A 15,394-nucleotide genomic window follows, 5' to 3' on the forward strand; every position below is an offset into this window, starting at 1 on the left:
CTCCTGCTGAAAGGCGTCGATCCGTCGTTGCAGATCGCGGTGGGCGGCGTCGTCGAGGAGGGCCGCCCCGGCGGCCTGCGGCGTGTCGAACCCGGCCCGGAAGGCGGCGTCGGCGAGTCGCGCGTCGGCGTCCTTGAGCCGTTGCGCGGTGTCCGCCGCGACGCGCGCCGTGTCCGCGGCCTCCGTGAGCGTCGAGACCCGCCGCTCCAGTTGGGCCGCCCGCTCGGCGACGCTGCCCGCCGAACCCCTGGCCTGCGTCAACTCCTCTTCCAGCGCTGCCGTTTCCCGGGCGAGGGCCTCTTTGCGTGCCGTCCGTGAGGCGCCCCGCACCGCGGCCTCCTGGTGGGCGGTGAGCCGGCGCCGGTGCTCCTGCTCGGCCTGCCGGAGTGCCTCACCTGCCGCGTGCAGCCCCGAGGCGGCGCCCCGCGCCTCGGCGTGTCGCCGCTCCAACTCCTCGGCCTGCTCGGCGAGTCGGCCGGTGGGGGTGTCTCCCGCCTCGGCCGTCGCGGCGGCCAGCGCCTCACGCACCACGCCGAGCCGTCGCTCCTCCTCGGTGCGCTGCTCGTCGGCGCGCTGGTACGCGGCGAGCGCGGCCTCCTCGGCCCGCTGGTCGACGTGCCCCTCGACCTTCCGGGCGGGAACGGGGTGTTCGGTGGCGCCGCAGACCGTGCAGGCCTCGCCGTCCACCAGGCCCGCCGCGAGTTCCGCGGCGATGCCCTTGAGGCGCTGCTCCTTGAGGTCCAGCCAGTGGGCGCGGGCCTCCGTGGCCCGTTCGCGCGCGGCCAGCACGCGTGCGTGGGCCTCGTCGGTGTCCCCGGCGAGCTGGTCGCGCAACCGGGCGGCGGCGAGCCGCGAGCGGGCGGGGTCACGCTGGACGGAGAGCTGTTCGGCGCGGGTGGCGGCCTCCTGGGCCGCGTCGATACGTGCCTGGAGGCCCGTTTTGTGCGTCTCCCACTCCGAGAGCCAGTGCTCGGCGTCCTGCAGCACGTCCTCGTCGGCGCGCTCCTGACGGTCCAACTCGTGGCTTTCGGTGGCGAGTTCGGCGAGCCGGTGCTCGCCTCGGCGGGCCGACTCCAGTCCGCCCAGCTCCTCGGCGGCCTTGCGTGCGGCGGAAGCGAGTTCCGTCGCCCCGGCTTCCGTGAAGGCTTCGGGGAGCAGGTCACGGGCGCGCGCCTCGGCGTCGGCCGCCCGGCGGTGCTCGGCCCCGGTCGCCTCGCGCAGTCCGAGGGCGGGCGCCACCGCCTCCGCCTTCCGGCCACGCTCCATGCGTACCAGCGCCTCCCGGTGGCTCCCGGACCGCTCCTCCAGACGAGCGGCCCGCTCCCGGGCCTCGGCGAACCGCTCCTGGAGCCGCGCCACTTCGCGTACGTCCTCGAGTACGCGATCCGCGGCGGCCTGCGCCGACTCCCCGGCGGCCTGCGCGCAGTGGGCGATCGTGAACCTCTCGCGGGCGGTGCTCCTGGCGATGGCCGCCCACGCGAGGACGGCCTCGGCGAGCCCCGGTTCGCCGGGTGTCAGGTCGGGCAGCGGCAGCTCGACGAGATCACCGGCAGCCTGCTGCATCCGGTGGGCGTCGGCGAGCAACTCGGCGTCCGTGGATCGCACTTGCGTCTCGGTCGCCCGCCTGCGCTCGGCCAGGCTCTGCTCGACGGCGGCGAAGCGGCTCGTGTCGAAGAGACGGCCGAGGAGTCTGCCGCGGGCCTCGGCGTCGGCCCGCAGAAAGCGCGCGAAGTCGCCCTGGGGCAGCAGCACGACCTGGCAGAACTGCTCACGGCTCATGCCCAGCAGCTGGGTGATCTCCTCGCCGATCTCCTGGTGGGAGCGGCTGAGGTCCTTCCAGGAGCCCGCCGGGGCGTCGTACTCGCGCAGCCAGCTCTGTGCCTTCTCCTTCGTGGTGCCGGTGCCCCGCTTCTTGGGGCGCTCCCAGGGCGGCTGCCGGGTGACCTCCAGGCGGCGTCCCGCCACGGAGAGTTCCAGCGTCACCTCGGTGCGGGTGCCGGACAGCGCGTGGTCGCTGCGCAGCGAGCCGCCCTGCCTTGCGCCCGGCACCGAGCCGTAGAGCGCGAAGCAGACGGCGTCCAGGACGGAGGTCTTGCCCGCGCCCGTGGGCCCGTGCAGCAGGAAGAGTCCGGCGGCCGACAGGTCGTCGAAGTCGACCTCCTGGGCGCCGCCGAACGGCCCGAAGGCGGTGATGTGCAGCCGGTGCAGCCTCATCGGGCTCCCTCGAAGTGCGGGGCGCGGTACGGGCCGTGCGGCTGTGCCGCGTCCCGTCGGCCGTCCTGGTCGTGCGGCGTCACCTGGCGACCTCGCGGACGGTGTCGTCGGCGCGGACCGTGTCGAACGCGTCCTGCAGCACGGCCTGTTCGTGTTCGTCGGGGCCGGCGCCGCGCACGTGGGCCACGAAGTCCTCCGCGATCTGCTGGTCGTTGCGGCCCGCGAGCCGTCGCGCGTACGACACGTCGGGGTCGTCGGCCGCCCGCTCGGGTTCGAAGACGAGGCTGAGCGTGTGGGGGAACCGCTCGGTGAGCCGCGCCATGGGGTCGGCGGGACGCACGGGGTCGGTGAGGGTCGCCTCGACCCATGCCTCCTCGTGGCGCGTCAGTGCCGGATCGGCGAGGAGATTCTCCAGGGCGCCACGGACACGGGCCAGTGCGCGCGGTACGGGGCAGTCGAGGCGCTCGGCCTCCACCGAGCCGTCGGCTGCCAGGTCGACCAGCCACATGCTCTTGCGGTGGTCCGTCTCCGAGAAGGAGTACGGCAGGGGCGAGCCCGAGTAGCGCACGCGCGGGGTGATGGTCTGGCTGCCGTGGAGATGGCCGAGCGCGACGTAGTCGACTCCGTCGAAGACCCCCGCGGGGACGGCGGCGACCCCGCCCACCGCGATGTCCCGCTCACTGTCGCTGGCCTCACCACCGGTGACGAAGGCGTGGGCGAGGACGACGGAACGCGTGCCCGGCGCGCGGGTGGCGAGGTCGGCGCGCACCCGGTCCATGGCGGCGGCGAGCACGCTCTCGTGGCCCGCCTTGTCCACTCCGAACTCGTCCTTCACCAGGGCCGGTTCCAGATACGGCAGTCCGTAGAAGGCAACCCCGCCGAAGGCGTCCGCGAGCACCACAGGGGTGCCGCACGCGGAGGGGTCGGTCCGCAGATGGATGCCGGCGCGGTCGATGAGTCCTGCGCCGACACCGAGCCGGCGCGCCGAGTCGTGGTTCCCGGAGATCATCACCGTGGGCACGCCGAGGGCGGCGAGTCTGTGCAGTGCGTCGTCGAAGAGCTCGACCGCGGCCAGCGGGGGCACGGCCCGGTCGTACACGTCCCCCGACACGACCACCGCGTCCACCGCGCGCTCGCGCACGGTGGTGACGAGGTGGCCGATGAACTCGGCCTGGGCTCCGAGCATGTTCACCCGGTGGAACGCCCGGCCGAGGTGCCAGTCGGAAGTGTGCAGAAGCCTCATGATCCCCGAGACTAACGGCCGGGTCGGACATCACGGGCGGCTACTCCCGTATCGGCCCGATGTGCGGCCTATGCGTCCCCGTACGCCTCTCCGCCCGGTTCGAACCCGGCTGTCCCGGCCGTGATGTCGGCGAGCCAGCTGCGGAAGGCGTCGACTTCGGAGTCCGGCAGTCCGATCTCGATGGTGACGGCCTCCCCGTAGCGCACGTCACGCACGTCGCGGCCGGTCGAGCGCAGGTCGTTCTCCACCTTGCCCGCCCGCTGGTGGTCGACGGTCAGGGTCACGAGGCGAAAGCGTCTGCGGGTGAGTGTGCCGAAGGTGTCCAGTGCCTCGCCCACCGCACCGCCGTAGGCCCGGATGAGTCCGCCCGCGCCGAGTTTGACGCCTCCGTAGTAGCGGGTGACGACGGCGACGACATAGCGCATGTCGCGTCGCAGCAGCATCTGGAGCATCGGGACGCCCGCGGTGCCGCCCGGTTCACCGTCGTCGCTCGCCTTCTGCACGGCGGCGTCGGCGCCGATGACGTACGCGAAGCAGTTGTGCGACGCGTCCGCGTGCTCCTTGCGGACGGCCGCGACGAAGTCCTGGGCCTCCCGCTCGGTGGCCGCCGGCGCCAGGGCGCAGAGGAAGCGGGAGCGGTTGATCTCGATCTCGTGCACGCCTGCGCGGGCCACCGTGCGGTACTCGTCCTGCATCGGGCCAGCGTATGCGTGCGGAACACACGCGTGCGACCGTCGCGCGGGCGGCGCCGTCCCGGGAGGGCGGCAGCGGCCCGCCGAGGGCCCTGCCCCGCCGCCCTCATCGCCGAACACCCCCGGTTCCACCCCTCCCCCGCTGTCTACGTGCCGCCCTTCTTCCTTCCCCTCGGCACGATCATGTCCGTGAGCAGGGCGGTGCTGGGGCCGAGCGACTCCCAGCCGCCGCCGTGCCAGGCGAGGATCGCGATGGCGGAGGTGGGGAACTTCGTACGCACGTCGTCGAGCGCGTCGTCGAGGCCGTCGCCGGCCAGCGTCAGCACCAGGTCCTCCAGGCCGGGGTTGTGCCCGACGAGCAGCAGGGTCTTGGCCTCGGCGGGCGCCTCGTGCACCACTTCCAGCAGCTCGGGCACGTCTGCCCCGTACAGCCGTGCGTCATGACGTACGGGAGGAGGGGTGCCCCACTGTGCGGCGGTCAGGTCCCAGGTCTGCCGGGCGCGCACGGCGGTCGAACAGAGCGCCAGCTCCGGCAGGCAGTCCACGGCGGCGAGCGCGCGTCCGGCGGCCGGGGCGTCCCGGCGGCCGCGCGGTGCGAGCGGCCGCTCGTGGTCCGTGACGCCGTCCGGATAGGCGGACTTGGCGTGCCGCAGGACGATCAGACGGCGCAGCGGGCCCGCTCCGGCGCGCGCGATCACGCCGGGGCTCCGCGGCCGATGTCACGGGTGAGCTCCAGCCCGAGGAGCCGGTCCGCGTAGGCGTACGTCTCGAAGCGGGCCCCGTCGGGAACCGTCCCCGACGTCTCCACCTTCCGCAGGACACCGAGCACGGCGGGCACGTCCAGGTCGTCCTCCCAGGCGGCGCGCAGCTGTTCGCGTACGGGATCGGGGATGGGCCCGGAGGGCCGGGTGGCCCAGACGGCGACGGCGTCCCGCCAGCGTCGCAGGTTCTCCCGCGCGTCCGCGAGGTCGGCCGCGCCGATGTGGAGGGTCTCGCCGCGGGGGCGTGCGAGCAGGGCGAGGCGCAGCGCCGAGGCGCTCTCCTCGTCGTGCGCCGCACCGGACTCGACCTCTGCCCCGGCGACCGCGACGCACAGACCGCCCGCCGCCTCACCGGCCACCGCCTGCCCGGCGGCGGTGCCGCTGCCGACCGGGCCGTCGGTCGCCGGTTCCCCGTCCACCGGTTCCCCGGCCACCGGCTCGTTGCTCTCCCGCTCGGCGCCTACCGGATCGCTGCCCTCCAGCCGGTCGGGCGGGCCGAGTACGCGCAGCACCTGGGCCTCGCCCAGCCCGGATCCGCTGTCCCGTTCGTCCTCGAACGGCCGGATGCCGAGCTCCGCGGCCCGGGCCCGGAGCTCCGTGCGCTGTTCCGTGCCGGTCAGGACGGTCCAGACGGGTGTTCCGCTGATCTCCAGGGCCCGTACGAGCACGTCGGCGATCAGGAGCACCCGCAGGCCGGTGGTGTCGGGGCGCGGCACATGGGCCTCGACGCGGGTCAGGCCCCGGCGGGCGGGGGCGGCGGTGACAGGGTCGCCGGTTCGGGCGTCGGTGATACGCAGCACGGGCTGAGCGTAGGCGCGTGAGGGGCCGCGCGCAGGGATGCCGACGTCATTGCGGACACGCGCTCGCGCCTCATCGGGGCGCGGGCCGTCCCGCGGTGCCGAGGAAACGCACGTGCGGCCGGTCGTCGGGACCCTCGCGTGTGACCGCGGCCCGGACGCCGTACACCTCGGCGATGAGCTGCTCGGTGAGTACGTCGCCCGGGGTGCCGCCGGCCACCACGCGTCCCTCGCGCAGGACGAGGAGCTGGTCGCAGTACATCGCCGCGAGGTTGAGGTCGTGCAGGGCGACGACGCTGGTGACCGGGAGCGAGGTGACGAGGGTCAGGAGGTCGAGCTGGTGTTGGATGTCCAGGTGGTTGGTCGGTTCGTCGAGGAGCAGTTCGCGGGGCTCCTGGGCGAGCGCGCGGGCGATCTGCACGCGCTGGCGTTCGCCGCCGGAGAGGGTGTGCCAGGAGCGGTGGGTGAGGCCGGTGAGTCCGGTGCGGTCGAGGGCGTCCCGCACGGCTTCCTCGTCCGCCGGGGACGCGGGTGTCCAGGCGCGGCGGTGCGGGGTGCGGCCGAGCCGTACGACGTCCAGCACGCTCAACTCGACCTGGGTGTCGACCTGTTGCTCGACCACGGCGACCCGGCGCGCGATGTCCCTGCGGCTCAGGTCCGCGAGGGGGCTGCCGTCGAGCGTGACCACTCCCGACGCCGGGGCCAGGACGCCGGCGAGGAGGCGCAGGAGGGTGGATTTGCCTGAGCCGTTCGGCCCGAGGAGGCCGACGGTGGCGCCCCGGGCGGGGGTGATGCTGACGCCGTCGAGTATGAGCCGGCTGTCGGCGGTGCGGCTCACGCGGTGGGCGTGCAGCCCGTCGTCCGGCGCGGCCTCCACGGGTCCGGTGTCCTTGGTGGCCCCGGCGGTCCTGCTGTCCGTCGTCATCCCGTCCTCCGCGTCCGGTACAGCACGAGTACGAACACCGGCACACCGATCAGCGAGGTCACCACACCCACCGGCACTTCCTGGGGGTCGAGGACAGTACGGGCCAGGGTGTCGACCCACACGAGGAAGACCGCTCCGGCCAGTGCGGTGACCGGCAGCAGCCTGGCGTGGCCGGAGCCCACCAACGCCCGTGCGGCGTGCGGCAGTACGAGTCCGACGAAGCCGATCGCGCCCGCCGAGCTGACCAGCGCGGCCGTCAGGAGTGCCGTGGCGCACAGCAGCACCAGACGGGTACGGGCCACGGACACGCCGAGCGTCGCGGCGGCGTCCTGGCCGAAGGCGAACGCGTCGAGTGTGCGCGCGTACGCGAGGCACACGAGCAGGGTGACCCCGAGCACCGCGCCGCAGACCCAGACGTCGGTCCAGCCGACTCCGCTCAGCGAGCCGAGCAGCCAGAACAGCACGCCGCGGGTGGTCTCGGCGTCGGCGGACGTCATCACGACGAACGAGGTGAGCGCGGAGAAGAGCTGCATCGCGGCGACACCGCTCAGCACCACGCGGTCCGTCGCACCGCCCAGGGTGTGGCTCAGCAACAGGACCAGCCCGAACGAGAGCAGCGCGCCCAGGAACGCGCCCGCGGAGACGGAGACCAGGCCTCCGCCGACCCCGAGCACGACCACCACGACGGCGCCGGTCGAGGCGCCCGAGGACACCCCGAGGACGAACGGGTCGGCGAGCGGGTTGCGCAGCAGGGACTGCATCACCGCGCCGCACACGGCGAGTCCGGCCCCGCACACGGCCGCCAGGAGCGTGCGCGGCAGACGCAGCTCCCAGACGATGCCGTCACGGACGGGGCTCAGTTCCGTGGCCCCGAGCCCCAGATGGGCCGCGACGGCGGACCACACGTCGCCGACGCGGATGTCCGCCGGACCGATGGTGATCGCCACGGCGACGGACACACAGAGCAGCGCGGCACCGGCCGCGACGAGCAGGACCATGCGCGGCCGCGTCACCCGGCAAGCCCGAACTCCCGCAGGGCGGCGGCGACCTGCTCGATGCCCCCGACCGTGCGGATGGTCGGGTTCAGTGCCTGCCCGCTGAGCAGGACGTACCGCTTCTTCCTGACGGCGGTCATGTTCTTGGTGACCGGGTCGGACTCCAGGAACTCGATCTTCTTCTTCGCGGACTCGGCGGTCTGCGACCTGCGCGTGAGGTCACCGATGACGAGGACGTCGGGGTCGCGGTCGGCGACCGTCTCCCAGTTGATCTGGGGCCATTCGTCGTGGGTGTCGTCGAAGACGTTCTTCGCGCCGAGGGCCCGGGTGATGATGCCGGGCGCGCCGCAACAGCCCGCCATGTAGGGCGAGTCGGAGTTGGCGAACCAGTAGAGAAGGGTGACGTCGGACGCGTCGACCCCTGCGGTGGCCTTCTTCACCCGCTGCCTGAGGCCGGCGACGAGCCGCTCGCCGCGCTTCTCCACGCCGAACACCTCGGCCAGGTCGCGCACTTCGCCGTAGACGGTGTCGATGTCGAGGGCCTGCTCGCGGGCGCCGTCGCCGCCGGCCGCGTTGTCCTTGCCCTCGCAGTCGGAGGGCGAGACATAGGTGGGGACACCGAGATTGTCGAACTGCTGCCGGGTGGCCACACCTCCCTTGCCGAGCGTGGACACGAACGAGGCGGCGACGAAGTCGGGGTCGGCGTCCAGGACACGTTCGAAGGAGGGGTTGTTGTCGGCGATCCGCTCCACTGTCGCGTTGGCCTTCTCCAGGCCCTTCAGCACCGGATCGGTCCAGGTGGCGGAGCCGGCCATGCGGTCGGCGAGGCCGAGGGACAGCAGGATCTCGGTGGTGCCCTGGTTGAGGGAGACGGCCCGCCGTGGCGGTGAGCCGACGCGGACGGACACACCGCAGTTGTCGAGGGTGACGGCGGCCTCGGAGTCCGCGTCGGACGGTGTTCCCTGCGCACCGCCGCAACCGGTCAGCAGGAGGGCCCCGGACAGGACGAGGGCGGCAGGACGGGCAAGACGTGCGAAGGGCACGGGAGTTCCTCGGGCGTCGAGGGCTCGAACGCGGAGCCCGGTCGTACGGTGCTCCCCCGCCGTCAAGGGACCGCGGAGGCCGCCAGCAGGTCTTCGGACTCGGGTTCACCCGGACGAGGCGCCTTCCCGGACCGTCATACCGGTCCAGTGGCCGATGCCCCGCCCGTCACCCTCACCGCTGCGCGTCAGCTCCGGATTTCCACCGGATTCCCTGACCCACGTACATGGGTTCGACTGGCCTCGGCAAGCTATCACGGCGGCTTTCGCGGCCTCGCGGCGGTGCGAGAACCCCGGATCCGGAGTCGTTCCTCGCCGGGCGCCCTGCCCACTTCCCGCGGCCGGGCGGCGGGCCTCACCGGCCGGGCGGGCGTCACCGGCCGCGCAGGCGTCACCGGCCGCGCGGGCGCCCGGCGCCGGGAATCACCGCCCCGCGCCCGCTGTTGTCCGGCGCAGCAGCCCTCACCCGCACCCCCAGGAGGCCCACCGTGTACGGCGACCCGGCAACCGTCCGCAAGATCCTCACCGAGCTCGGCGACACCTGGGCGGTCGTCGGCCTGTCCTCGAACGAACGGCGTGCCGCGTACGGCGTCGCCGAGGTGCTCCAGCGCTACGGCAAGCGCGTCGTCCCGGTCCACCCGAAGGCCGAGACGGTCCACGGGGAGAAGGGGTACGCCTCGCTGGAGGAGATCCCCTTCGACGTCGACGTCGTCGATGTGTTCGTCAACAGCGACCTCGCCGGCGCCGTCGCCGACGAGGCCGTCACCATCGGCGCCAGGGCCGTCTGGTACCAGCTCGGCGTGATCGACGAGGCCGCGTACGAGCGCACCCGCGCGGCCGGCCTCGACATGGTCATGGACCGCTGCCCGGCGATCGAGATCCCCCGCCTGGGCTGACCTGCCGGACGGCGGCAGCGCCTTCGCTCACCAGCCGCGCCGGGCGGGCGCCCCTGACTCGTACGTGCGCCGCTCCGTGGCGGACGGGGCCTCGAACAGCGCCCCGGGGCGGGCGGGCCGCTCCGTACTCCGGGCCACGGTGCGACGGCGGGACGCAGCCGGGTCCCGGTCGCTGTCCCCGAGGACGAGCATCGGGTCGAACATCACGACCACTCCCGCGAGCAGCAGGAAGAGGACCGGGCCGATGAGCATGGGCAGCAGGAGCGAGTAGGCGGAACCGCCGCCCCCCGGCGTGCCGGTCGCCCCGTGCAGATGCACGCTGACGGCCGCCATGCCCGTGTAGTGCATGCCGGACACGGCCACACCCATGACGAGGCTCGCACCCAGGCTGGTCAGGAAGCCGCGGATCGCGACCGCGGCCCAGAGCGCGGCCGTGGCGGCGACGATGGCGATCACGACGGAGAGCGCCACGGTACCGACGTCGTACTGCAGGCGGCCGTTGAGGCGGATGGCCGCCATGCCTATGTAGTGCATGGCGGCGACTCCGAGGCCGGTGAAGGCGCCCGCGATGATCAGGGTCGTCGTGTTCCCGCCCCGGTATCCGACGGCGAACACGCCCAGAGCGACCACGGCGATCGCCACCGCGAGGCTGAGAATCGTCAGCCCCACGTCATACCTGATGCGGCTTTCCTCGACCTGGAAGCCGATCATCGCGATGAAGTGCATCGTCCAGATGCCGCAGCCGATCGACGCCGCGCCGAGCGCGAGCCAACCCGGTTTCCACGACCGGTCGTTCCCCAGGGACCGGGTGACGCAGCGCAGCCCCAGAGCCGCTCCCAGACAAGCCATGACATAAGCCGTCAGTGGCGTGACCATCCCATAACTGAAACCGTCGACCGTACCTTGCATATGCCAACATCCCCCCGGAACACAACTGTTGCGTGGACAGATGTACGTGCCACGCCAGGGCGGGAGCAAGCGGTTTCGTTCAATTCGCAGCCAACTGCGTTGTCCAGCAATTACTTCCGGTCACGAGTGGTCTCATTTGAGCCGGAGTGCATCATTCTGGTGGCGCGATCTCATCGCTGGGGCTTCGACGTCACCGTGAACTGCGCCCCGTCGGGATCGCGCAGCACCGCCTCCGTGACGGACGCCTCGCTCTGGACCGTTCCCCCGTGGGCGAGCGCGGCACGCACACAGGCCTCGACGTCGGCGACCGCGAAGTGGATCTGCCAGTGCGGCCGGATCGTGGGGTCGGGAGCGGCCTCCACCGCCCCGGAGTGGATCCGGGCCACCACGTCGCCGTCGCTGCGCAGGACGACCTCGTCCCCGTCGTAGTGCACCTCGCAGCAGCCGGGCCGCGAGGTCGCCCACTCCAGCACCTCCCCGTAGAACATGGCGGCGTCGAAGGCGTTGCGGGTGTGCAGCCTCAGGAAGGCGGGGGCGGCCCGGCGCCAGGTCTCCCAGCCGGCCACGAGCTGGCCCTCCCAGACGCCGAAGACGGCCCCGTCACGGTCCGCCAGCAGGGCGGCCCGGCCGGGCGGGAAGCCGATCGGCCCGACCGCTGTCGTACCGCCCCGCTCCTGCCCCCGGGCGACCGCCTCGTCGGCGTTGTCCACGGCGAAGTAGGGGGTCCAGGCAACGGCCATCTGCCACATCGAGGCCACGGCGGCGATACCCGCGACCGGCACCCCGTCCGCGTACGCGACCCGGAATTTGTCCATCAGAGCGGTCGTCCGGAACCGCCAGCCCAGCACCGCCCGGTAGAAGTCCTCGGCGGCCTGCTGGTCGCGGGCCGTCAGGCTGACCCAGCAGGGGGCTCCCACCACCGAGTGGCTGGAGACGACGTCGCTTCGGAGTGTTGCGTCGCGGTTCATGGCAGTACCGTTCCTGAATCGTGCCGAGGGGCGTACGGGGACGTCCGACAGCGTCGGAAGCACCCGCGGGGCCGGGGTTCCGCCTCTCTCAGCATCCCCCGCATCGGCCTCCCGCGCCCGGAGGCAGGCTGCGGCTCATGCCCCGAGTACCCGGGGCATGAGCCCGAAACAGACCCGTGGTCACGGCCGCTCAGTCGTGCGCCGGCCGGTCGCTCAACCGGTGGTCGGCCAGATTCAGCGCCTCGTCCACGACCCGGCGCAGATGGCCGTCCCGCAGCGAATAGATCACCCGGCGGCCTTCCTTGCGTGTGTTGACGAGACCCGCGAGCCGCAGCCGGGCCAGGTGCTGGGAAACGGCGGGGCGGGCGGCGCCGCACCGCTCCGTCAGCGTCGTGACGTCCGCCTCGTCCTCGGCGAGGGCGTGCAGCAGCACGAGACGGGTGCGGTCCCCCAGCAGGGCCAGGAGCTCGGCGGCGAGGGCGAACTGTTCCTCGCCCGGCGTACGCGGATGCTCATCGTGCGCAGGTGACAGGTGCATGCGTGCGCTCATACGCACATAATGGCTCCGTGGACCTCGCCGAGTCCACCGAACACTCCGGAATCCGGGAAGGGGCCCAGGTGAGCGCCGAGGACAGCGGGCACGGGCAGGAACACGGACACGTCCACGATCACGGCTCGGGCCCTGAGCACGGGCCCGGACACGGACACGGGCCCGGACACGGGGCCGGTCGCTCCGGGGACGGGCACCGGCACGGACACGACCACGGCCGTCCGGGCCGCGAGCACGGCCACGGGAGCCCGGGGCCCGGCGCGGGGCTGCCGTCGCGGCTGCGGCATCGCCTGGCGCACCTCCTCACCCCGCACTCCCACGCCACCTCCGACAAGGTCGACTCCGCCCTGGAGTCCTCGGCCCGGGGCATCCGCACGCTCTGGATCTCGCTGGCCGTCCTCGGCGTGACGGCCGCGGCCCAGGCGGTCGTCGTCGCGGTCTCCGGTTCCGTGGCGCTGCTCGGCGACACCGTGCACAACGCCGCCGACGCGCTCACCGCCGTACCGCTCGGCATCGCCTTCGTGCTGGGCAGGCGGGCCGCGACGCGGCGCTTCACGTACGGCTACGGCCGGGCGGAGGATCTGGCGGGACTCGTGATCGTGCTGACGATCGCCGCCTCCGCGGTCTTCGCGGGATGGACGGCGTTCGACCGGCTGCTCGATCCACGCCCCGTCGAGCACGTGCCGGTGGTCGCGGCGGCGGCCGTCATCGGTTTCGCGGGCAACGAGTGGGTGGCCCGCTACCGCATCCGCGTGGGCCGCGAGATCGGCTCGGCCGCGCTGGTCGCGGACGGGCTGCACGCACGGACGGACGGGTTCACCTCGCTCGCGGTGCTGCTGGGCGCGGGCGGCGCGGCACTCGGCTGGCAACTCGCGGACCCGGTGGTGGGGTTGGCGATCACGGCGGCGCTGCTCCTGGTGCTGCGCGACGCCGCGCGCGAGGTGTTCCGCCGGGTCATGGACGCGATCGACCCGGCCCTGCTCGACGCGGCCGAACAGGCGCTGCGGGAGGTGCCGGGCGTGCAGGGTGTCGGCGAACTGCGGCTGCGCTGGATCGGCCACCGGCTGCGTGCGGAGGTCGCCGTGGTGGTCGACGGGGACGCGAGCGTGCGTGCCGCCCACCAGGTGGCCGTCGCGGCCGAACACGCCCTGCTGCACGCGGTGCCGGGCCTCACCGCGGCCCTGGTGCACGCCGACCCGTCACCCGCGCCGGGCGAGTCGGACCCTCACCTGGCACTGGCCCACCACACGGTGGTGTGACCCCGGCGGTCAGGCGACCCCGAGACCTTCGATCACCACGGCGTTCGGCAGCTCCGCGAAAACCTTGCCGGGCACGAGCAGCTTTCCCCGCCGTCGGCCGCTGCCCACCAGCACGTACGGCAGATCGACCAGCGCCGAGTCCACCAGCACCGGCCAGTCGGCGGGCAGTCCGAGGGGGGTGATCCCGCCGTACTCCATGCCGGTCTCGCCGGTCGCGGTGTCCATCGATGCGAACGACGCCTTGCGTGCCCCGAGTTGGCGGCGGACCACGCCGTTCACATCGACCCGGGTGGCGGACGGAACCACGCACGCGGCGAAGGTGGTCTCCCCGCCGCGCCGGCCGGCGACGACCACGCAGTTCGCGGACCGGTCGAGGAGTTCCGGGCCGTAGTGCTCCAGGAAGGTGGCGGTGTCGGCCCACTCCGGTTCCGTGTCGACGTACACGATCTGCTCGGCCGGGACGCTCCCGCGCCAGTGGCGTACGGCATCGGCGACCGGGCCGGTCAGCACGTCGAGGCGGTCGGGGGCCGGCGTGGCGTCGTCGAACTGTCCGATGGGTGCGCGCATGGCGGCACGCTAACAGCCGCTCCGACCTGCCCCGGCGAGGGCCTCAGTGCACGCCCGGCACCGACACGGCCATCACCATCTCCAGGGGTACGTCGCCCGTGTTGGCGTACGTATGGGGCGTGTTGGCCTCGAAGGAGGCGCTCGCGCCGGCCGGGACGCGGTACTCCTCGCCGTCGACCGTGAGGGTCAGCTCGCCCCGGATGACGTGGAGGAGTTCGACCGTGCCCGCGGGGTGCGGGTCCGAGGGGCTGCCGTCGCCCGGCATCAGCAGCCAGTCCCACATCTCCAGCGGACCGGGCGCCTCGGTGCCCGCGAGGAGCCTGTTGTAGCTGCCGGCGTCGGTGTGCCAGAGGCGTACGGCCTGCTCGGCCGGGACGATGCGGACCGTGGGGCCCTGCTCGTAGTCGAGCAGGGTCGTGATGCTGATGCCGAGCGCGTCGCCGATCTTGACGACGGTGCCGAGGCTGGGGTTGGTCCTGGCCTGCTCGATCTGGATGAGCATGCCGCGGCTGACTCCGGCGCGGGCGGCGAGCGCGTCCAGGGTGAAGCCGCGCTCGGTACGCCAGCGCTTGACGTTGCGCGCCAGGGACTGGGTCAGCAGGTCGAGGTCCGACACATTCCGTCCAATGTCTTCGTTCAATATTCTGGATGACAGAGTTCAATGAACTGAACTACGGTGTGGTGCACCGGATCGTTCACCGAACTGTACTGCGAGGTACGTGATGACAGCACTGTTCGCCCTGGCCACCAGCCTCCTGTGGGGGCTGGCCGACTTCGGCGGCGGGGTGCTGGCACGGCGTACCCCCGCGCTGACGGTGGTGGTCGTGTCGCAGACCATCGCCACCGTCGTGCTCGGCGTGATCGTCCTCGTGACGGGCGCCTGGAGCGAGACGGGCCCGCAGCTGTGGTTCGCGGTGGCGGCCGGCCTGGTCGGACCCGTCGCGATGCTCGCCTTCTACAAGGCGCTCGCGCTCGGCCCGATGGGCGTCGTCTCCCCCCTCGGCTCCCTCGGCGTGGCCGTACCCGTCGGCGTCGGACTCGTCCTCGGAGAACGTCCGGGGCTCATCCAGTTCGCGGGCATCGCGGTGGCCGTGGCGGGAGTCGTGCTCGCGGGCGGCCCGCAGTTCAGGGGTGCGCCCGTGCAGCGCCAGGCCGTTGCGCTGACCCTGCTCGCGGCGTTCGGTTTCGGCGCGGTGATGGCCCTCATCGCCGAGGCCTCGACCACGCTCACCGGCCTCTTCCTGGCCCTGTTCGTCCAGCGCGTCACGAACGTCCTCGCGGGCGGCACGGCCCTCTGCGTCTCCGTCCGGCGCGGCACCACTCCTCCCCCGAAGGTCGCCCCGCGCTCGCTCGTGGCCTTCGCGTTCGTCGGCCTGGCCGACGTCGCCGCCAACGGCACGTACGCGCTCGCCGCCCAGCGCGGTCCGGTCACCGTGGCCGCCGTCCTCGCCTCGCTCTATCCGGTGGTCACGGCCCTGGCCGCGCGCGGTTTCCTCAGCGAGCGGCTGCGCGGGATCCAGGCCGCGGGCGCCGGCCTCGCGCTCGTCGGCACGGTCCTGCTCGCCACGGGCTGAGGCC

16 protein-coding genes and 1 riboswitch are annotated in these 15,394 nt (G+C 73.0%); of the genes, 3 read left to right on the forward strand and 13 right to left on the reverse strand.

All coding sequences use genetic code 11. The features are described from left to right. The 8 genes from KUF83_RS29660 to KUF83_RS29695 form a co-directional block, all read right to left on the reverse strand. On the reverse strand, window positions 1-2,214 hold a 2,214-nt coding region (locus KUF83_RS29660; protein WP_217458061.1), incomplete at its 3' end, for an AAA family ATPase. 79 nt (window positions 2,215-2,293) lie between these two features. Further along, window positions 2,294-3,457 (reverse strand): exonuclease SbcCD subunit D, encoded by a 1,164-nt coding sequence (locus KUF83_RS29665; RefSeq protein WP_217458062.1) that lies wholly within the window; start codon window positions 3,455-3,457, stop codon window positions 2,294-2,296. 68 nt (window positions 3,458-3,525) lie between these two features. Beyond that, entirely contained in the window at window positions 3,526-4,152 is a 627-nt protein-coding gene (locus KUF83_RS29670; RefSeq protein WP_217458063.1) for a YigZ family protein, read from the reverse strand. A 143-nt stretch (window positions 4,153-4,295) separates the two neighbouring features. Continuing rightward, window positions 4,296-4,847 (reverse strand): histidine phosphatase family protein, encoded by a 552-nt coding sequence (locus KUF83_RS29675; protein WP_217458064.1) that lies wholly within the window; start codon window positions 4,845-4,847, stop codon window positions 4,296-4,298. Next, a complete protein-coding gene (locus KUF83_RS29680) occupies window positions 4,844-5,710 on the reverse strand; it encodes a hypothetical protein (RefSeq protein ID WP_308403190.1) in 867 nt (288 codons plus the stop codon). The genes KUF83_RS29675 and KUF83_RS29680 overlap by 4 nt, the downstream gene beginning before the upstream one ends. Before the next feature lie 70 nt (window positions 5,711-5,780). Continuing rightward, window positions 5,781-6,632, reverse strand: coding sequence for an ABC transporter ATP-binding protein (locus KUF83_RS29685; RefSeq protein ID WP_217458065.1), 852 nt, complete (start codon window positions 6,630-6,632; stop codon window positions 5,781-5,783). Further along, complete coding sequence (locus KUF83_RS29690) at window positions 6,629-7,630, reverse strand: iron ABC transporter permease (protein ID WP_217458087.1); 1,002 nt, start codon at window positions 7,628-7,630, stop codon at window positions 6,629-6,631. The genes KUF83_RS29685 and KUF83_RS29690 overlap by 4 nt, the downstream gene beginning before the upstream one ends. An 11-nt stretch (window positions 7,631-7,641) precedes the next feature. Beyond that, on the reverse strand, window positions 7,642-8,670 hold the full coding sequence (locus KUF83_RS29695) for an ABC transporter substrate-binding protein (protein WP_217458066.1): 1,029 nt from the start codon (window positions 8,668-8,670) through the stop codon (window positions 7,642-7,644). 66 nt (window positions 8,671-8,736) lie between these two features. After that, a riboswitch (cobalamin riboswitch) is annotated at window positions 8,737-8,924 on the reverse strand. A 231-nt stretch (window positions 8,925-9,155) separates the two neighbouring features. On the opposite strand from KUF83_RS29695, the gene KUF83_RS29700 reads away from it, so the two are divergent. Next, entirely contained in the window at window positions 9,156-9,563 is a 408-nt protein-coding gene (locus KUF83_RS29700; protein WP_217458067.1) for a CoA-binding protein, read from the forward strand. Between the two features lie 27 nt (window positions 9,564-9,590). Here the strand turns inward: KUF83_RS29700 and KUF83_RS29705 are convergent, their stop codons facing one another. From KUF83_RS29705 to KUF83_RS29715, 3 genes are all read right to left on the reverse strand, one after another. Next, complete coding sequence (locus tag KUF83_RS29705; protein ID WP_217458068.1) at window positions 9,591-10,472, reverse strand: MHYT domain-containing protein; 882 nt, start codon at window positions 10,470-10,472, stop codon at window positions 9,591-9,593. Between the two features lie 170 nt (window positions 10,473-10,642). After that, the gene (locus KUF83_RS29710; RefSeq protein WP_217458069.1) at window positions 10,643-11,440 is read right to left on the reverse strand and encodes a VOC family protein; all 798 of its coding nucleotides are present in this window, start codon (window positions 11,438-11,440) and stop codon (window positions 10,643-10,645) included. Window positions 11,441-11,630: 190 nt separating this feature from the next. Further along, a complete protein-coding gene (locus KUF83_RS29715) occupies window positions 11,631-11,990 on the reverse strand; it encodes a metalloregulator ArsR/SmtB family transcription factor (RefSeq protein WP_217458070.1) in 360 nt (119 codons plus the stop codon). 68 nt (window positions 11,991-12,058) lie between these two features. Between KUF83_RS29715 and KUF83_RS29720 the strand changes: the two genes are divergently transcribed. After that, window positions 12,059-13,249: a cation diffusion facilitator family transporter gene (locus KUF83_RS29720; RefSeq protein WP_374106196.1), complete on the forward strand. Its 1,191-nt coding sequence runs from the start codon at window positions 12,059-12,061 to the stop codon at window positions 13,247-13,249. A gap of 9 nt (window positions 13,250-13,258) precedes the next feature. Here KUF83_RS29720 and KUF83_RS29725 read toward each other — a convergent pair whose 3' ends face one another. Beyond that, window positions 13,259-13,816, reverse strand: a complete 558-nt coding sequence (locus KUF83_RS29725) for a YbaK/EbsC family protein (protein WP_217458071.1) — start codon at window positions 13,814-13,816, stop codon at window positions 13,259-13,261. Between the two features lie 43 nt (window positions 13,817-13,859). Next, window positions 13,860-14,432: a helix-turn-helix domain-containing protein gene (locus KUF83_RS29730; protein WP_217458072.1), complete on the reverse strand. Its 573-nt coding sequence runs from the start codon at window positions 14,430-14,432 to the stop codon at window positions 13,860-13,862. Window positions 14,433-14,538: 106 nt separating this feature from the next. Between KUF83_RS29730 and KUF83_RS29735 the strand changes: the two genes are divergently transcribed. Further along, complete coding sequence (locus tag KUF83_RS29735; RefSeq protein WP_217458073.1) at window positions 14,539-15,390, forward strand: DMT family transporter; 852 nt, start codon at window positions 14,539-14,541, stop codon at window positions 15,388-15,390. The last annotated feature ends 4 nt before the right edge of the window (window positions 15,391-15,394 follow it).

Source organism: Streptomyces sp. BV286 (assembly GCF_019090165.1).
GTDB lineage: Bacteria > Actinomycetota > Actinomycetes > Streptomycetales > Streptomycetaceae > Streptomyces.

What these genes read in the sequence shown, in the direction of transcription:
- KUF83_RS29725 (WP_217458071.1), bottom strand. Translation starts at nt 13,816, where the DNA reads ATGCGCGCACCCATCGGACAGTTCGACGACGCCACGCCGGCCCCCGAC.
- KUF83_RS29735 (WP_217458073.1), top strand. Translation starts at nt 14,539, where the DNA reads ATGACAGCACTGTTCGCCCTGGCCACCAGCCTCCTGTGGGGGCTGGCC.
- KUF83_RS29710 (WP_217458069.1), bottom strand. Translation starts at nt 11,440, where the DNA reads ATGAACCGCGACGCAACACTCCGAAGCGACGTCGTCTCCAGCCACTCG.
- KUF83_RS29715 (WP_217458070.1), bottom strand. Translation starts at nt 11,990, where the DNA reads ATGAGCGCACGCATGCACCTGTCACCTGCGCACGATGAGCATCCGCGT.
- KUF83_RS29690 (WP_217458087.1), bottom strand. Translation starts at nt 7,630, where the DNA reads ATGGTCCTGCTCGTCGCGGCCGGTGCCGCGCTGCTCTGTGTGTCCGTC.
- KUF83_RS29685 (WP_217458065.1), bottom strand. Translation starts at nt 6,632, where the DNA reads ATGACGACGGACAGCAGGACCGCCGGGGCCACCAAGGACACCGGACCC.
- KUF83_RS29670 (WP_217458063.1), bottom strand. Translation starts at nt 4,152, where the DNA reads ATGCAGGACGAGTACCGCACGGTGGCCCGCGCAGGCGTGCACGAGATC.
- KUF83_RS29665 (WP_217458062.1), bottom strand. Translation starts at nt 3,457, where the DNA reads ATGAGGCTTCTGCACACTTCCGACTGGCACCTCGGCCGGGCGTTCCAC.
- KUF83_RS29705 (WP_217458068.1), bottom strand. Translation starts at nt 10,472, where the DNA reads ATGCAAGGTACGGTCGACGGTTTCAGTTATGGGATGGTCACGCCACTG.